Source organism: Lactobacillus pasteurii DSM 23907 = CRBIP 24.76 (genome assembly GCF_000297025.1).
Lineage (GTDB): Bacteria > Bacillota > Bacilli > Lactobacillales > Lactobacillaceae > Lactobacillus > Lactobacillus pasteurii.
This window is the reverse complement of record NZ_CAKD01000023.1, coordinates 136,574-153,159: the sequence shown is the minus strand read 5'-3', so window position 1 is coordinate 153,159 and position 16,586 is coordinate 136,574. Positions and strand designations below refer to the sequence as shown.

At 40.2% G+C, this 16,586-nt stretch carries 12 protein-coding genes; 10 read left to right on the top strand and 2 right to left on the bottom strand.

What is annotated here, in order from left to right; translation table 11 throughout:
* From grpE to citG, 9 genes are all read left to right on the top strand, one after another.
* Positions 1-612 carry a nucleotide exchange factor GrpE gene (grpE, locus tag BN53_RS06925; protein WP_009560233.1) on the top strand — a complete coding sequence of 204 codons (612 nt, stop codon included), beginning with the start codon at positions 1-3 and terminating at the stop codon, positions 610-612.
* 15 nt (positions 613-627) lie between these two features.
* Positions 628-2,469: a molecular chaperone DnaK gene (dnaK, locus tag BN53_RS06920; RefSeq protein ID WP_009560232.1), complete on the top strand. Its 1,842-nt coding sequence runs from the start codon at positions 628-630 to the stop codon at positions 2,467-2,469.
* Between the two features lie 80 nt (positions 2,470-2,549).
* The gene (gene dnaJ / locus BN53_RS06915; protein WP_009560231.1) at positions 2,550-3,707 is read left to right on the top strand and encodes a molecular chaperone DnaJ; all 1,158 of its coding nucleotides are present in this window, start codon (positions 2,550-2,552) and stop codon (positions 3,705-3,707) included.
* 111 nt (positions 3,708-3,818) lie between these two features.
* Positions 3,819-5,657 carry a translation elongation factor 4 gene (gene lepA / locus BN53_RS06910; RefSeq protein WP_009560230.1) on the top strand — a complete coding sequence of 613 codons (1,839 nt, stop codon included), beginning with the start codon at positions 3,819-3,821 and terminating at the stop codon, positions 5,655-5,657.
* Positions 5,658-5,682: 25 nt separating this feature from the next.
* Positions 5,683-6,372, top strand: a complete 690-nt coding sequence (locus BN53_RS06905; RefSeq protein ID WP_009560229.1) for a class A sortase — start codon at positions 5,683-5,685, stop codon at positions 6,370-6,372.
* Positions 6,372-8,633: a single-stranded-DNA-specific exonuclease RecJ gene (gene recJ, locus BN53_RS06900; RefSeq protein ID WP_009560228.1), complete on the top strand. Its 2,262-nt coding sequence runs from the start codon at positions 6,372-6,374 to the stop codon at positions 8,631-8,633. The genes BN53_RS06905 and recJ overlap by 1 nt, the downstream gene beginning before the upstream one ends.
* Positions 8,634-8,735: 102 nt before the next feature.
* On the top strand, positions 8,736-9,263 hold the full coding sequence (locus BN53_RS06895; RefSeq protein WP_009560227.1) for an adenine phosphoribosyltransferase: 528 nt from the start codon (positions 8,736-8,738) through the stop codon (positions 9,261-9,263).
* Positions 9,264-9,410: 147 nt separating this feature from the next.
* Positions 9,411-10,901: a glutamate/gamma-aminobutyrate family transporter YjeM gene (yjeM, locus tag BN53_RS06890; protein ID WP_009560226.1), complete on the top strand. Its 1,491-nt coding sequence runs from the start codon at positions 9,411-9,413 to the stop codon at positions 10,899-10,901.
* A gap of 2 nt (positions 10,902-10,903) precedes the next feature.
* Entirely contained in the window at positions 10,904-11,740 is an 837-nt protein-coding gene (gene citG / locus BN53_RS06885) for a triphosphoribosyl-dephospho-CoA synthase CitG (protein ID WP_009560225.1), read from the top strand.
* 68 nt (positions 11,741-11,808) lie between these two features.
* On the opposite strand, the gene BN53_RS06880 is transcribed toward citG, so the two are convergent.
* The gene (locus BN53_RS06880) at positions 11,809-14,082 is read right to left on the bottom strand and encodes an HAD-IC family P-type ATPase (RefSeq protein ID WP_009560224.1); all 2,274 of its coding nucleotides are present in this window, start codon (positions 14,080-14,082) and stop codon (positions 11,809-11,811) included.
* Between the two features lie 114 nt (positions 14,083-14,196).
* Between BN53_RS06880 and BN53_RS06875 the strand changes: the two genes are divergently transcribed.
* Positions 14,197-15,042: a LysR family transcriptional regulator gene (locus tag BN53_RS06875; RefSeq protein WP_009560223.1), complete on the top strand. Its 846-nt coding sequence runs from the start codon at positions 14,197-14,199 to the stop codon at positions 15,040-15,042.
* A 57-nt stretch (positions 15,043-15,099) separates the two neighbouring features.
* Here the strand turns inward: BN53_RS06875 and eno are convergent, their stop codons facing one another.
* Positions 15,100-16,386 carry a phosphopyruvate hydratase gene (gene eno, locus BN53_RS06870; protein WP_009560222.1) on the bottom strand — a complete coding sequence of 429 codons (1,287 nt, stop codon included), beginning with the start codon at positions 16,384-16,386 and terminating at the stop codon, positions 15,100-15,102.
* Positions 16,387-16,586: the final 200 nt, after the last annotated feature.

Below are 16,586 nucleotides of genomic sequence, written 5' to 3'. Positions count from 1 at the left end.
ATGAGTAGGGAAGAATTTCCAAGCGAAGAAGATCTTGCTAAAGAAACTAATGAAAAGCCAGCTAAAGCAGAAGAAGTAGTTGCAAAAGACAAAGTTCAAGAAAAGGCTCAAGAAGAGCCTGTTAAAGAAGACAGCAATGAAGATAAGCTAGCTGAATTAGAAAAGCAACTAGCAGAGTTAAAAGAGCAAAATAAGCAATTGGAAGACAAGTATTTGCGTAGCGAAGCCGAAATTCAAAATGCACAAAATCGTTATGCTAAAGAACGTGCACAATTGATTAAGTACGAGTCACAAAGCTTAGCTAAGGATGTCTTGCCTGCAATGGACAATCTTGAAAGAGCATTGAGCGTTGAAGCTGATGACGATGCATCAAGACAATTGAAGAAGGGTGTCGAAATGACCCTTGAATCATTAGTTAAGTCAATGAAAGATCATGGAATCGTTGAAATTGAGGCTGATGGCGTTAAGTTTGATCCGACATTGCATCAAGCTGTACAAACTGTAGCAGCTGAGAATGATGATCAAAAAGACACTGTCGTTCAAGTTTTACAAAAAGGATATCAATATAGAGACCGTACATTGAGACCAGCAATGGTTATCGTTGCACAATAGAAGGGAAGAATTTAAATGTCAAAAGTTATTGGTATTGACCTAGGAACCACCAACTCAGCAGTTGCTGTTCTTGAAGGTAAAGAACCAAGAATTATTACTAATCCAGAAGGTAACAGAACTACTCCATCTGTTGTAGCTTTTAAGGATGGAGAAATTCAAGTTGGTGAAGCAGCTAAGCGTCAAGCTATCACCAACCCTAACACTATCGTATCTATCAAGCGTCACATGGGTGAAGCTGATTACAAGGTTAAGGTAGGAGACAAGGAATACACTCCACAAGAAATTTCTGCTTTCATCTTGCAATACATTAAGAAGTTCTCAGAAGATTACCTTGGAGAACCAGTTAACGATGCAGTTATTACTGTTCCAGCTTACTTCAACGATGCACAACGTCAAGCAACTAAGGATGCTGGTAAGATTGCTGGTTTGAACGTTCAACGTATCATTAACGAACCAACCGCTTCATCACTTGCTTATGGTCTTGATAAGGATGAAAATGACGAAACTGTTTTGGTTTATGACCTTGGTGGTGGTACTTTCGACGTTTCTGTTCTTCAATTAGGCGACGGCGTCTTCCAAGTTTTATCAACTAACGGTGATACTAACCTTGGTGGTGACGACTTCGATAACCGTATTATGGATTGGTTAATCCAAAACTTTAAGGCTGAAAACGGCATTGACCTCTCTAACGACAAGATGGCTATGCAACGTTTAAAGGATGCATCTGAAAAGGCTAAGAAGGACTTGTCAGGTGTATCATCAACTCACATTTCATTACCATTTATTTCTGCTGGTGAATCTGGCCCACTTCACCTTGAAGCAGATTTAACACGCGCTAAGTTTGAAGAATTAACTCACGACTTAGTTGAAAAGACCAAGATTCCATTTGACAACGCTTTAAGAGATGCTGGCTTAACTGTTAACGACATCGATAAGGTTATCTTAAACGGTGGTTCAACTCGTATTCCAGCTATTCAAAAGGCTGTAGAACAATGGGCTGGCAAGGCTCCTGACCACTCAATCAACCCTGATGAAGCTGTTGCCTTAGGTGCAGCTATTCAAGGTGGTGTTATTTCTGGTGATGTTAAGGACATCGTTTTGCTTGATGTTACTCCATTGTCACTTGGTATCGAAACTATGGGTGGTGTCTTTACTAAGTTAATCGATAGAAACACTACTATCCCAACTTCAAAGAGCCAAATCTTCTCAACTGCTGCAGATAACCAACCAGCTGTTGATGTTCACGTATTGCAAGGTGAACGTCCAATGGCAGCTGACAACAAGACTCTTGGTCGTTTCCAATTGACTGATATTCCACCTGCACCACGTGGCGTTCCTCAAATTCAAGTTACCTTCGATATCGACAAGAACGGTATTGTAAACGTATCAGCTAAGGATATGGGTACCGGTAAGGAACAAAAGATTACTATCAAGAGTTCATCCGGTCTTTCAGATGAAGAAATTCAACGTATGCAAAAGGATGCTGAAGAACACGCTGAAGAAGACAAGAAGCGTAAGGAAGAAGCAGATTTGCGCAACGAAGTTGATCAATTGATCTTCACCACTCAAAAGACTCTTGATGAAACTAAGGATAAATTGCCTGAAGAAGACACCAAGAAGGTTAAGGATGCTCTTGAAGCCCTCAAGGAAGCTCAAAAGAACAACAACCTTGACGAAATGAAGACTAAGAAGGATGAATTGTCCAAGGCTGCTCAAGACTTAGCAGTTAAGCTTTACCAACAAAGTGGTGCCCAAGGTGCTGCTGGCCAAGCAGGCCCTCAAGGTCCAGAAGGTGGCAATACTAACGACAATGGTCCACAAGACGGTACTTTCCATAAAGTAGACCCAGAGAAGTAAAGGGTTTATAATCTAAATAACCTATAGAAAAGAACTGCTTATGGGTAGTTCTTTTCTTTTAAATGTAAGGAGTTTTGATTTTGGCACAAGAAGACTACTACAAAATCCTTGGAGTTGATCGTAACGCTAGCGATCAAGACATTAGCAAGGCATATCGAAAATTAGCCAAGAAGTACCACCCAGATTTGAACCATGAGCCTGGTGCTGAGCAAAAATATAAAGATGTAAATGAAGCCTATGAAGTACTGCACGACAAGCAAAAGCGTGCGCAATATGATCAATTTGGATCTGCTGGCGTCAATGGTCAAGGCGGATTTGGTGGTCAAAGTGCTTATGGCGGATTTAATGGCCAAGGATTTGGTGATTTTAGCGATATCTTCGGCGACATTTTTGGTTCAGGATTTGGCGGTGGCCAACGACGCCGGGCTAATCCAACAGATCCTGTTCGTGGTCAAGATCTTGACTACACATTGACCATCGACTTCATGGATGCAATTACTGGTAAGAAGACTCAAGTTTCATATACTAGAAGCACAACTTGTGAGACCTGTCATGGTACTGGTGCTGAAAAAGGCACTCATCCAATTACTTGTGATAAGTGTCACGGTTCAGGTTATATGACAATCACCCAGCAATCCGCATTTGGTGTAATTCAACGCCAAACTGTCTGTGATAAGTGTCATGGTAAGGGTGCAATCATTGAACATCCATGTCAAACATGCCACGGTGAAGGTGTAGTTGATGCTAAGAATACAATTGAAGTTGATATCCCAGCAGGTATCGACAACGGTCAACAATTGCGCTACCAAGGACAAGGTGAAGCCGGTAGAAATGGTGGTCCTTACGGAGACTTGTACATTAGTTACCGGATTAAACCATCTAAAGACTTCGAAAGAAGAGGCACGACAATTTACACCACTGTGCCAATTTCCTTTGCTCAAGCTACTTTGGGTGATGAAATCGAAGTCAAGACTGTTCACGGCACTAGCAAATTGAAGGTTCCAGCAGGTACCCAGCCAAACAAGAAGTTTACTCTTAAAGGTGAAGGTGTTCCTTACTTGCGCGGTGGCGGCAATGGTGACCAAATTACAACCATTGAAGTTAGAATTCCTAAATCAGTTAACGAACGTCAAAGACAAGCCTTGGTTGACTTTGTCAGTGCTAGTGGCGAATCAATTACCCCACAAGGTAAAGGCTTCTTTGAAAGACTAAAAGAAAAACTTAGTGGCGAAGAATAAGTAGAAAAGACATTGATGAATTAGTCAATGTCTTTTTTGCATGATATTTCCCTAGCTAGCTAGCCTTTGATATAATAAATTAGATAAATATTTAAGGATGAATGTGATTCAATGGATATTAACAAATTAAAAGACTATCAAAAACATATCCGTAACTTTTCGATTGTTGCCCATATCGATCATGGTAAGTCGACAATTGCGGACCGAATTTTGGAATTAACTGATACAGTTTCCGAGCGTCAATTAAAGAATCAAATGCTTGATGATATGCCTTTGGAACGTCAAAGAGGGATCACGATCAAGATGAACTCTGTCGAAGTTAAATATAAGGCTAGAAATGGCGAAGATTATACCTTCCACTTAATTGACACGCCAGGACACGTTGACTTTTCATATGAAGTTTCACGCTCTTTGGCTGCTTGTGAAGGTGCGCTATTAGTTGTAGATGCTTCTCAAGGTGTTCAAGCACAGACTTTGGCTAATACTTATTTGGCAATTGACAGTGATTTGGAAATTTTGCCAGTTTTGAACAAGATTGATTTGCCATCTGCTGACCCAGACAAGGCTAAAGAAGAAATCGATGAAATGCTTGGACTTGATGCTTTAGATGCAGCTGAAGTTTCTGGTAAGACTGGTCAAGGAATTGAGGACATGCTAGAAAAAATCGTAACCGATATTCCAGCTCCAGATGGCGATCTAGAAGCGCCACTTAAGGCTTTGATTTTCGACTCCAAGTACGATGACTACCGCGGAGTTGTTTTGTCAGTCAGAATTAAAGAAGGTACTGTCAAGCCTGGCGATCGAATTCAAATTATGAATACTGGCCGTGACTATGAAGTTACTGAAGTCGGTGTCTCAAGTCCTCACCCTGTAAAGAAAGATTTATTGATTGCTGGGGATGTTGGTTACATTACCGCTAATATCAAGTCTGTTCGTGAAACTCGAGTGGGTGATACGATTACTGATGCAGAAAACCCAACTGCAGAACCACTTCCTGGTTATCGTCAAATTCCACCAATGGTATATTCAGGTATGTATCCAGTCGATAATGCTAAATATGACGACTTGAAGGAAGCTTTGCAAAAGTTGCAATTAAACGATGCAGCCTTGGAATTTGAACCAGAAACTTCAACTGCTTTAGGTTTTGGTTTTAGATGTGGATTCTTAGGCTTATTGCATATGGATGTTGTGCAAGAGCGTTTAGAGCAAGAATTTGATCTTGATCTAATTATGACTGCTCCTAGTGTTGATTACCACGCAATTATGAACGATGGTTCAACTAAGGTCATTGATAACCCTTCAGATTTGCCTGATGCTGGTGAGTATAAGGAAGTTCAAGAGCCTTATGTTAAGGCTGAAATCATGGTACCAAACGATCACGTTGGTGCTGTGATGGATCTATGCCAACGCAAGCGCGGCGAATTTATCACAATGGATTACTTAGATAAGTATCGTGTCAATGTGATTTATCATATTCCGCTAGCTGAAATTATCTATGACTTCTTTGATGATTTGAAGTCATCAACTAAGGGGTACGCTTCGCTTGATTATGAAATTATCGGCTACCGTGCAACTAACTTAGTCAAGATCGATATCCTGCTCAACAAGGATCCAATCGATGCTTTGAGCTTTATTGCTCACCGCGATGAAGCACAAGTTCGCGCTCGTCAAATGACATCAATGCTAAAGAAATTAATCCCAAGACAAAACTTCGAAGTGGATATTCAAGGTGCCATTGGTGCGAAAATTATTTCTCGTGCTACAATCAAGCCTTACCGTAAAGATGTTACTTGGAAGATCCATACTGGTGACCCAGATCGTCGTGCTAAATTGCTTGATAAACAAAAGCGTGGTAAGGCTAGAATGAAGGCTGTCGGCCGAGTTGAAGTGCCACAAGACGCCTTCATGGCAGTTTTGAAGATGAACGATGACGATATTAAGGGTAAGTAATTGCCCACTAAGAGGGTAGATAAGCATGGCAAAGGATAAAAAGCAGAGTAAAACCAAAGTAATTCTTTTAAGAGTTCTGGCGGTTTTGCTATTAGTTGTTGGTTTGGTTTTGGTTTTTAACAAGCAAATCAGCGACCAAATGATTAGCCATAATCAAACTAAGGCGATCACTACGCTGACCGTTAAGAAGATTTCTGAAAACAAAAAGAAAAAAGGGATGTTTGACTTCTCTAAGGTTAAAGAAGTTGACTTAAACCAGGTGGTCAAAGCTAAATCCAATCAGGATGCTTATGCAATTGGTGCTTTGGCAATACCTGATGTAAACATGTATTTGCCAATTATGCTGGGGATGTCTGATGCAGCAATGACCACTGGTGGTGGAACGATGCGAAGCGATCAGGTGATGGGAAAAGGCAACTATCCATTAGCAGGACACTATATGACTGCAAAAGGGATTTTATTTTCACCGCTTGAAGATACCAAGTTGGGTCAACGAGTATATTTGACTGACCTTAAGAAAGTGTTCGTTTACAAGATCTACATGAAGAAGAAGGTCAATCCATACGCTGTTTATTTGGTCGATAATACGCAGGAGTCAATCGTCACATTAATTACTTGTGCCGATGGCGGGGTTAACCGCTGGGCAATTAGAGGAAGTCTGATTAAGACAGAAAAAGCAACTAGTAAGAATTTAAAGGTGTTTAAACTTAGCTAATGAAGTGGATTCAAAGAACAGGTAAAGAGCTTGATCCAGAATTAGTAAATGAATATCAACTTAGCCCGGTTGTGGCTAAGTTGTTTTCTTTGCGGGGGATTACAAGCGAAGAACAATTAGATTATTGGTTCAATGCAACTGAAGAAGATTTAGCCGATCCATTCTTGATGCATGATATGAACAAGGCTGTAAATCGAATTATGCAGGCAATCGATAATGGCGAAAAGATTACAATCTATGGTGACTATGATGCCGATGGAATTACTGCAACCAGCATTATGGTAGAGACTTTGGGCATTTTAGGAGCGGAAGTTGATTATTTCATTCCTGATCGCTTCAAAGATGGCTATGGCCCAAATCTGGCTCGATACAAAGAAATTGTCGAAGGTGGCACCAAGCTAATCATCACCGTTGATAACGGTGTGACTGGGGTAGAGGAAGTCGCATATGCCCAGGAGCATGGAGTAGACGTCATTTTAACCGACCACCATACTTTCCAAGATGATGTTCCTAAGCCTTATGCTTTGGTTCACTGCAATTATCCAGGCCAAGCGTATCCTTTTGACGATTATTGCGGAGCAGGAGTTGCTTATACCATTTGTCGGGCTTTGATGCAGGACCCAATGACTGAATTATTGGATTTAGCCATGATCGGAACTATCGGTGACATGGTTAAGGTAAATGGCGAAGGCCACATTATCGTCAAGCGTGGCTTAGCCGTTTTAAATGAAACTGAGCGTCCAGGCCTTAGAGCTTTGATTGAACAAGCTGGATTAAGCCTAGGGAATATCAGCGATACAGATGTTGGCTTTAGCATTGCTCCAAGGCTAAATGCAACAGGTAGAATGGCTAATGCAAGTTTGGCTGTTAAGTTGCTTTTATCTGATAATGAAGATGAAGCAGTAGAACTAGCCAAGCAAATCGAACAACTCAATGATGAGCGAAAAGAATGCACTAATGAGGTTTATGCTTCTTGCATGAAGCAAATCAAGCAATTCGGCAAGCGCAATACATATGTTATTTATGATCAAGATTTCCACGAGGGAGTTTTGGGACTAGTAGCTAATAAAATCGTTGAGAAGACACATAAGCCTACGCTTGTTTTGACTAAAGATCCAGAGGGGATGCTAAAGGGGTCAGGGAGATCAAAATCTGGCTTCAATCTTTTTAATGCCTTAGAGCCATTGAAAGAGAATATCTTAACCAAATTTGGCGGTCACGATTTTGCTTGTGGTCTTTCGCTAACTGAAAGCAAATTGCCAGAATTAATTGAAGCTTTTGAAGACAGCTTTAAATTGGCTGAAGGCACTCAAGATAGTAAACAATACGATTTTGATTTAAAGCCAAGCGAATTTACTTTGGATTTGCTTGATCAGATTGCGTCAGTTGGTCCCTTTGGAACAGCTAACCCTAAGCCAATCTTTAGCATTAGTCAGCCTCAGATCAATAAGCTTCTCAAGATGGGCAAGGATCATAATCATATCAAGCTCTCAATTGGCAAAAATAATTTACAAATTGTCGGCTTTAATATGCCATACATTGATGATGATTTATTGCCATATATCAATAAGGTTTACGTTCAGGCTTCTCTTAATACTTTCCGCAACCAACAGACTGTTCAGGCAATTATTGAAGGCATTGATTATGCTGCGCCAAGTTTGATCAGGCCAGAGAAGATCATCGATATGCGCTCGCAGCCATATGTGATGGGTTTTGCCGATAAATATCTCTTATTTGATAAGAAAAATCTTCCCGAAGCACAACATGCACTTGGAATTGATCCAAGTAAAATCCAGTTAGTTGCTGATTACCAGGCTGACGATGAAGTAGTTGTTTTACTTGATCTGCCACATAATCAGCAAGAGCTGGAGCAAGTTTTGTCAGCTAAATATAAGCAAATTTATTTGCGCTTTTTGCTTGATCAACTTCCAGTAGAGCAGATTCCAGCTAAAAGCTATTTTGGCAAGGCTTTGAAATATGTTTATGCTCATCCTGGTTTGAAGCCAGAAGACTATGCTTTGGTGGGACCATATTTGGGGCTTAACGGCGATAGCATGACTTTTGTCTTGCGAGTATTTTTTGAATTAGGCTTTGTTAAGCTTGATAATGGCCTGATTGTTCCGGTGAAAAATCCGGAAAAGAAGCCACTGACCGATTCAAAGTATCTCATGGCAACCAGTTATCAGCTTAATTTTGCTAAACAATTGAGAACTATGCCAACCGGGCAATTGATAGAATATGTTAATAATCACCTTAATTAGCTGTAAAAAGTTCAGTTTTTGCTGATTTTTAGCGAACTTTCTGGTAAAATTATATGGTCAGAGTGGTTTAAAACCATAACAATCTTAATGGAGGTCTTCTGAATGGCAATTGATTTTAAAGAACATATTGCAAGTGTTGAGAATTTCCCTAATGAAGGAATTATCTTCCGCGATATTACGCCAATATTACAGGATCCTGAATTATATAAAGAAGCTACCCGCCGCTTAGCAGAATACGCTAAGAGCAAGAATGCGGATGTAATCGTTGGACCAGAAGCCCGCGGTTTTATCGTGGGTTGTCCAGTCGCAACTGAGCTGGGTTTAGGTTTTGTTCCAGCTAGAAAGCCACATAAACTTCCAAGAGAAGTTGAACGTGCTTCATATGATTTGGAATATGGTTCTAATAGCTTGGAAATGCACAAGGATGCAATCAAGCCTGGTCAAAGAGTAGTTGTATGTGACGACTTACTTGCAACAGCAGGAACTTTAAGAGCATCAAAGGAATTAATTGAACGTTTAGGCGGAGAATTAGTTGGTGCAGCATTTTATATTGAATTACCAGATTTGCACGGTCGTGAGACTTTACCTGGAGTAGATATCTTCTCTTTGGTTCAATATCACGGTGCATAATTGAATAACGATAATAGCAGGGCGTAAGTCCTGTTATTTTTTTACTTTTTAAGAAAGACGAACTTTATTTATAAAAATTTTGAAGAATCTATTTGATTGGTGTAGAGTAATAATTGTTGTTAATTTTAGGAAGGATTTATTATTGTTATGAAATCTGGTTCGTCTGTTAAGATCAAGCTGGGAAGTTTGGTCTTGCTGATTTTTTCAGGAATTTTCGGCTTCAGTAATTCACTGACTGCCTACTACCAAATGGGTTATGCAAGTATCATTTGGTATGTTATTACTGCCTTGCTCTTCTTTTTACCATCTGCTTTAATCTTTGCAGAGTATGGTGCAGCCTTTAAGGGTGTTAAGGGGGGAATCTTTTCATGGCTGAGAGGTTCAGTTAATGAAAAGACGGCTTTTGTTGGAACCTTTATTTGGCTAGCTGCTTGGGTTGTTTGGCTAGTTTCTTCAACTCAATTCTTTTTAGTCTCTGTCTCAACTGCAGCCTTTGGCCGTGATACGACGCAAAGCTGGCACCTAGGCGGTTTAACTTCAACTCAATTATTGGGTGTTTTGGAAGTGCTTTTTTTAGTCATTGTCACATTTTTTGCTGCTAAAGGTGTCGATAAGATTGCTTTTGTAAGTAATATCGGTGGTATTTTCACTTTGGCAATTACCATTGGCTTTACCTTGATTTCTCTATTGGTATTTTTCTTGAATCATGGAAGATTAGCTGAGCCAGTTACAGCTCAAGCTTTAGCTGTTTCACCTAATCCACAGTTTCAATCGCCAATGGCTGTGCTTTCATTTATTGTTTATGCTTTGTTTGCATATGGTGGTTTGGAGACTTCTGCTGGAGTTATTGACTCCGTTGATAAACCAGAGGAAACCTTTCCTAAAGCCTTGATTATTGCAATGGCTGCAATGACTGGGCTATATGTTTTGAATATCTTCATGTGTGGGGTAGCGGCTAACTGGCGTGATGCACTTGGTGGCAAAAATGTCGACTTGGCCAATGTCGAATACGTTTTGATCAATAATTTGGGAATCGAAATGGGCCACGGGCTTGGCTTATCTAATTCAGCCTCATTAGCATTAGGAACAATCTTTTCACGATTTGCCGGAATTGCAGACGTTTTGGCTGGAATTTCAGCTGCCTTTTTGATGGTTTACTCACCAGTTAAGTCCTTCATTGAAGGATGTGACCCTAAGCTTTTGCCTAAGAAGCTTGTTTTGCTTAATAAGCACGGAATGCCTGAGCGTTCAATGTGGTTACAAGCAGTAATTGTTAGCGTAATTATTTTGTTCATTTCCTTTGGTGGTAGTGCTGCTAACCAATTCTACACAATTTTGATGGATATGATGAATGTTTCATCTTCAGCTCCATACTTGTTCTTGATTGGGGCATTCCCATTCTTTAAGATGAAGGAAAACTTGGATCGACCATTTGTCTTTATCCATAAAAAACGCAATATTTGGCTAGTAACAATCATAGTCTGGTTAGTTGTAGCAGTGGGAATTATCTTCACTTGTATCGAACCACTATTTTCTGGCGATTACATGACTTCTTTCTGGACCGCAATCGGACCAGTAGCATTTGGCTTAATTGCTTGGATTTACTACAGTTATCAAGAGAGAAAGTCGGGCATTTAGTTATGTCAAAATCAATCGTTGATCATGCATTAGAGGCTTTATTGTATGAAGTTGTTACCGAACCTAAACCAGGTTTAGTTGATCCAAATAACAATGGTTCTCATTCTGATATGGATGTTTACACTTTCATCAATAGCTCGGTTGCTTTAAGAGAATATTTTGAGCAAGCTAGCCAGTTAGGCGAGTCTTTTACTGGAAATGATCTGATAGAGATGTTTGCTAGTTTGCGCGAAAAAGGAATTCAAGCTGAAAAGGCAATGTTTGCGGCAACTAATAATGTTAATACCCATAAGGGAGCGATCTTTTCTTTGGGAATTTTCACTTGTGCGCAAAGCTATGCCGGGGTGCACCAACAGAATGTCTATGAAGTAATTAGGCAGATGTGCAAGGGATTAGTTGCACATGATATGAAAGATAAAGAAAAGACTAATAAAACGATCGGCGAGCAGATTTATTTCAAATATGGCTATGCTGGAGCAAGAGAGTTAGCTGAAAGCGGCTATCCAGTAGTTGAAAAAACAACTTTGCCTTTTTTGGAAAAGTCTACGGGAACAATCAACCAGCGTTTGCTTGACACCTTAATCAAAACGGCTAGTGTAATCGCAGATACGACTTTTATTAAGCGCTCTGGAGGGATGGATCAGCTTCCATGGCTAAAGAAAGTTTGTCGGCAGTACTTTGACCTTGGTGGTAGTAAGACGGCTGAGGGCATAGAATATTTGCGAGAAATGAATACAATTTTTGTTGAGCATAATTATACCTTGGGTGGTTGTGCGGATATCTTGATCGTAACGATCTTTATGGCCTTAGAGAAGGATAGCTTATCATTTAAAAATTAATGCAAAATAAAAGCGTTAGTTCTTACGCAAACCCTAATAGGGATGCATGAGAATTAACGCTTTTTTGATTAGCGATTTTTCATAATTGGTTGATAGAATAAGTCAATGATTACTGCAGCAATCAAGGCAATTGCAATCGTCAATAGGAGGTTGGTCAAAGAAATTTGATCCATGGCCAAACCAGCTAGAGCCAATATAAATGTTAAAATAACATCTACCACTTGAACAGTTCCAACTAGTTTTGATGGGTAATCTTGCCAGAAATATTTCTTGGTACGAGTAATCAAAACAATCAACATCGCGCTCAAAACTAGGTAAACATAAACCATAGTTGAGATTTCACCATGTGACCAGCCATGAGTATTTAGATACCAGATGAAGATCATCCCTAGCAAGGTCCAACCACTAGCAAGCGAGAAGGCAATCTTAGCTAAACGAGCCATATTCCAATTTTCTGGTTGATAAGTGATATGAGTTCGGTCGGTACCGATCATCATGGTTACCATATTATTCATAACTGTGTAGATAACCATTGCATTTAGCGCCATAGGAATGTAGTCAAATAGCAGATAGCCGAAGGTTAACAACATAGTTAACTGAGCAGTTCTTGCTAATTTGGTTAAAGACCAAGTGGTCATTCGTTGATATACTCGGTGACCAGCATCCAAAATCTTGATGATTGAGCTTAATCCATCATCTAGAAGCACCATCTTGCTGGACTTTTTAGCCACGTCAGCCGCGTTTGAAACGGCAATGCCGACTTCGGCTTGCTTTAAGGCAGGAGAGTCATTGACCCCATCTCCAGTCATTCCAACAATGTAGCCTTTTTCTTGGAAAAACTTAACCATCTTCAACTTGTCCTCTGGCAAAACATCCGCAATTCCTGCCAAGTTGTTGATATCGACTTGATTATTGAAATCATGAATAGAAATTACGTCGCCAGTTAAATCAACTTCCTTAGCGACAAAAGCAGCTGTTTTTTGGTTATCACCAGTCAACATAATTGGGCGAATTCCGCGCTTTTTTAATTCAGCTAGTGCCTGCTTAGAATCAGAGCGAACCTTGTCTTGCAAGATAAAGACGCCGGCAAGATGGTCATTAATTAAGACGGCAACTGAACGACCAGCTGCAAAGTCAATATCTTTGATCAAGTTGTTGGCTTCCGGGTCAATCAAGGATAATTGCTTAAATGATCCAAGCTTAATATTATATTGATCAACCTGAGCCATTGAATAGCCACTATCGGAAGTAAATGGCGTAAAATTGTCAGCCTTTGCAGGAGTTAAGTGCAATTGCATCAAATATTCTGAAATAGCCGTATCAATAATGCTGCTGTTTCTTTGATCGACAGCAGCTGCTGCTAAGCTTAAAACTTGCTCATCAGTCAAATCAGAAAAGTTGGTCCAAGAACTTACGGCTGTTTTATTTTCAGTAATTGTTCCAGTCTTGTCTAATAAGAGCAAATTAAGGTTGGCTGCATCTTGAATACCTGTCAGGTCAGCCGTCAAGACGCCTTCTTGGCTAAGTCTAGTTGCCTCAAAGGAGTTTGATAAAGCAAAAGTTGAAGGCATGGCAACCGGAATCGATGCAATGAACATCATCGCTAAGAATGGCAACATATCTAGCAGGTTGGCCAGGTCTCCACCTTTAAAGAAGGAGGCAATCACAATAATTAAAGTCAAAACTCCATCTAATAAGCAAAGGTAGTAGATAATCTTAGTCAAAAGCTGTTGCAAGTGACCAGGAGCAGCTGAATTGTTAATCAAGTTGATAGTCTTACCAGAACGTGAGTTTTTGCCTGTTGCAGTAACTACGGCTAAGCCATGACCTTCAACCACAGTCGTACCGGCATAAGCAGTCTCAGAGAGTTGCTTTTTAACGGCTTTTGATTCACCAGTAATTGAGCTTTCATCAAAAGACATCGTTCCATCGACAATTTGTACGTCGGCAGCTAGAATATCGCCACGTTTAAGGTTGATTAAATCGCCGACAACAAGTTGCTTGGAATCTAGCTTAACCCATTTGCCATCGCGCTCTACGGCGACTGTTGGCGTTAATTTGTGGGAAATATTATCCAGTACTGCCCGGGATTGACGTTTTTTGGAAGCACCATTCCAAGCCGCAAATAAAAGCATCCCTAATACAAAGAGGGCTTGAATTTGCTTGCCTAGAATAAATTCCAAGATCAAGGCAGCTTCCAGAATCCATGCGGATAAGTTCCACAATTTACTGGCAAATTCTTTCCAGAAGTTATATTTAGGTTCAGGAACTTCATTCAGGCCATTTTTTGCCAGTAGTTCCTCGGCCTCTTTTGAAGTGAGACCATGAATTTGTTGACTCATTTTCTTTCCTCCATTTTCTTCATTAACTAAGGTATCATAGTTTCTGTTATTAATAAAATACCGTTATAATATACGTGATATCTAAAATTTTTATATCAAAAAAGGTGATTGCGAATGGATTTGAAACAATTGGAATATTTTTTGGCAGTAGCCGAGGAAAAACAAATCACAGCAGCTGCCAAGCGCCTATTCGTAGCTCAGCCACCACTAAGCTATCAATTGAAGCAGTTGGAAAAAGAACTTGGAACCAAGCTATTTATTAGAGAATCTCATGGCGTTAAGTTGACTGATGCAGGCAAGGAATTGCAAGAATATGCCGAAAAGATCGTTAGTTTGGCGCAAAAAGCTAAGGGACAAGTTGGCAAAATTGAAAAGGGGGAGCTGGGCAGTATTCGGATCGGTTCAGCTTCTTCGTCGGTAGGAGAACTGCCATCAGCCAAATTCAAACAACTCAAGCAATTTTATCCTGATCTGTCGTTTGATATTTATGAAGACAACACTTACGGCATCATCGACGGTATTCGTAGCGGCAAGATTGATCTGGGAATCGTTAGAACGCCGTTTGATCATACTGGCTTTGACTTTAAGGAATTAACTAGCGAAAAGATGGTGCTAGTGACAGCTGATCAAAATCTTATTCAAAGAGGACATGTGTCACTTGCGGATTTGGCTAAAGAACCATTAATTATCTATCGAAGATTTGAGAGCATTTTTAATTCCAGTTTTGCTCATATGGGGCTTAGGCCATTTTATGCAGTCAAATGTGATGATTCGCGTACAGCCATTCTTTGGGCTAAACAAGGCATGGGAGTCGCCTTAGTGCCGGAAGGAATTGCTTCTTTATATGCTAAGGGACAATTTTTGCCGATTGACCATGCAAGCTGGCAGACGCATTTGCAACTAATTTGGAAAAAAGAAAAACTCTCGCCATTGATTGTGAGAGTAGTTGATTTATTTTAAGCAAAAGAAAAACGTCCGAATTTTCGGACGTTTTTCGCTTGGTCTTAGATATTTAAATTAGTCTAAGTCAAGGCTGTCTGGGAAGAATGCCAAACGTTCGCCTTCGCCAAGTTCTTCTTCGATTTCAAGTAAGCGGTTGTACTTTTCAACACGTTCTGAACGAGCTGGGGCACCAGTCTTCAATTGACCACCGTTGATAGCAACAGCAAGGTCAGCGATGAATGTGTCACCAGTTTCACCTGAACGGTGAGAAATCATAGTGTTGTAGCCGTTCTTACGTGAAAGACGGATAGTTTCAAGAGTTTCAGTAACAGTACCAATTTGGTTCAACTTGATCAATGATGCGTTACCGGCACCTTCCTTGATAGCCTTCTTCAAAAGCTTAGGGTTGGTACAAATGAAGTCATCCAAAACGATTTGAAGACGATCTCTGTGGCTTTCGCTAAACTTAACCATACCTTCAACATCGTTTTCGTCGTATGGGTCTTCCATAGAAATCAATTCTGGGAATTCAGTAAGCAACTTGTCGTAGTAGTCACTCAATTCGTCAGCAGTAAGAACCTTACCTTCGAGGTGGTACTTGCCATCTTCCTTGTTGTAGAAGTATGAAGCAGCGCAGTCGCAGGCAATAGCGATATCTTCACCAGGAACGTAACCAGCCTTGATGATTGATTCGTGCAAAGCCTTCAAAGCTTCTTCTGAGTTCTTCATGTTAGGAGCGAAACCACCTTCGTCACCTAAACCAGTTTCGTAACCCATGTCTTCCAAAACCTTCTTCAAGGTGTGGTAAGTGTTAACGATCTTTTCGAAACCGTCACGGAATGAAGTCTTCTTAACTGGAGTGATCATGAATTCTTGAATGTCAATTCCGTTGTCAGCGTGTTCACCACCGTTGATAACGTTGTGGAAAGTTTGAGGCATTTCAAGGTCAGTACCACCAAGGTAACGGTACAATGGTTGGTTAGTATCCTTAGCTGCAGCAGCTGCAACAGCCATAGATACACCTAAAATAGCGTTAGCACCAAGGCGACCCTTGTTTTCAGTACCATCTAAGTCGATCATAGTCTTGTCAACTAATGGTTGGTTGTGTGGGTCCATACCCTTTAATGCCTTAGCAATTTCAGTGTTAACGTTGTTAACAGCCTTCATAACACCCTTACCGCCAAGACGTGCGTCGCCGTCACGTAATTCAACAGCTTCGTTTTCACCAGTTGAAGCACCTGAAGGAACTTCAGCTTTACCAACTACACCGTTTGAAAGAGTAACGAAAACTTCAACAGTTGGGTTACCACGTGAGTCAAAAATTTCAAGTGCATGAACATTTTCAATGACTGATTTTAACATCAAAAAACCTCCTAAAAATCTGTGGTGTAAATTCTTCTAAGACACCACATCATGGGAGCTACTTGCTTCCAATCTACATCTAGAATTTTAGCTTAACTTTGTGATATTGTAAACATATGAAAGCGGTTTACATTATAAATTTTAGTAAAGAGGCTTGTTTTTGAAAATTCTCTAGAATATTATATATGATATATGATTTG

Excerpts from the sequence above, each read along its gene's own strand:
- grpE (WP_009560233.1), top strand. The coding sequence starts at position 1 with ATGAGTAGGGAAGAATTTCCAAGCGAAGAAGATCTTGCTAAAGAAACT.
- dnaK (WP_009560232.1), top strand. The coding sequence starts at position 628 with ATGTCAAAAGTTATTGGTATTGACCTAGGAACCACCAACTCAGCAGTT.
- lepA (WP_009560230.1), top strand. The coding sequence starts at position 3,819 with ATGGATATTAACAAATTAAAAGACTATCAAAAACATATCCGTAACTTT.
- BN53_RS06905 (WP_009560229.1), top strand. The coding sequence starts at position 5,683 with ATGGCAAAGGATAAAAAGCAGAGTAAAACCAAAGTAATTCTTTTAAGA.
- recJ (WP_009560228.1), top strand. The coding sequence starts at position 6,372 with ATGAAGTGGATTCAAAGAACAGGTAAAGAGCTTGATCCAGAATTAGTA.
- BN53_RS06895 (WP_009560227.1), top strand. The coding sequence starts at position 8,736 with ATGGCAATTGATTTTAAAGAACATATTGCAAGTGTTGAGAATTTCCCT.
- yjeM (WP_009560226.1), top strand. The coding sequence starts at position 9,411 with ATGAAATCTGGTTCGTCTGTTAAGATCAAGCTGGGAAGTTTGGTCTTG.
- citG (WP_009560225.1), top strand. The coding sequence starts at position 10,904 with ATGTCAAAATCAATCGTTGATCATGCATTAGAGGCTTTATTGTATGAA.
- BN53_RS06880 (WP_009560224.1), bottom strand. The coding sequence starts at position 14,082 with ATGAGTCAACAAATTCATGGTCTCACTTCAAAAGAGGCCGAGGAACTA.
- BN53_RS06875 (WP_009560223.1), top strand. The coding sequence starts at position 14,197 with ATGGATTTGAAACAATTGGAATATTTTTTGGCAGTAGCCGAGGAAAAA.
- eno (WP_009560222.1), bottom strand. The coding sequence starts at position 16,386 with ATGTTAAAATCAGTCATTGAAAATGTTCATGCACTTGAAATTTTTGAC.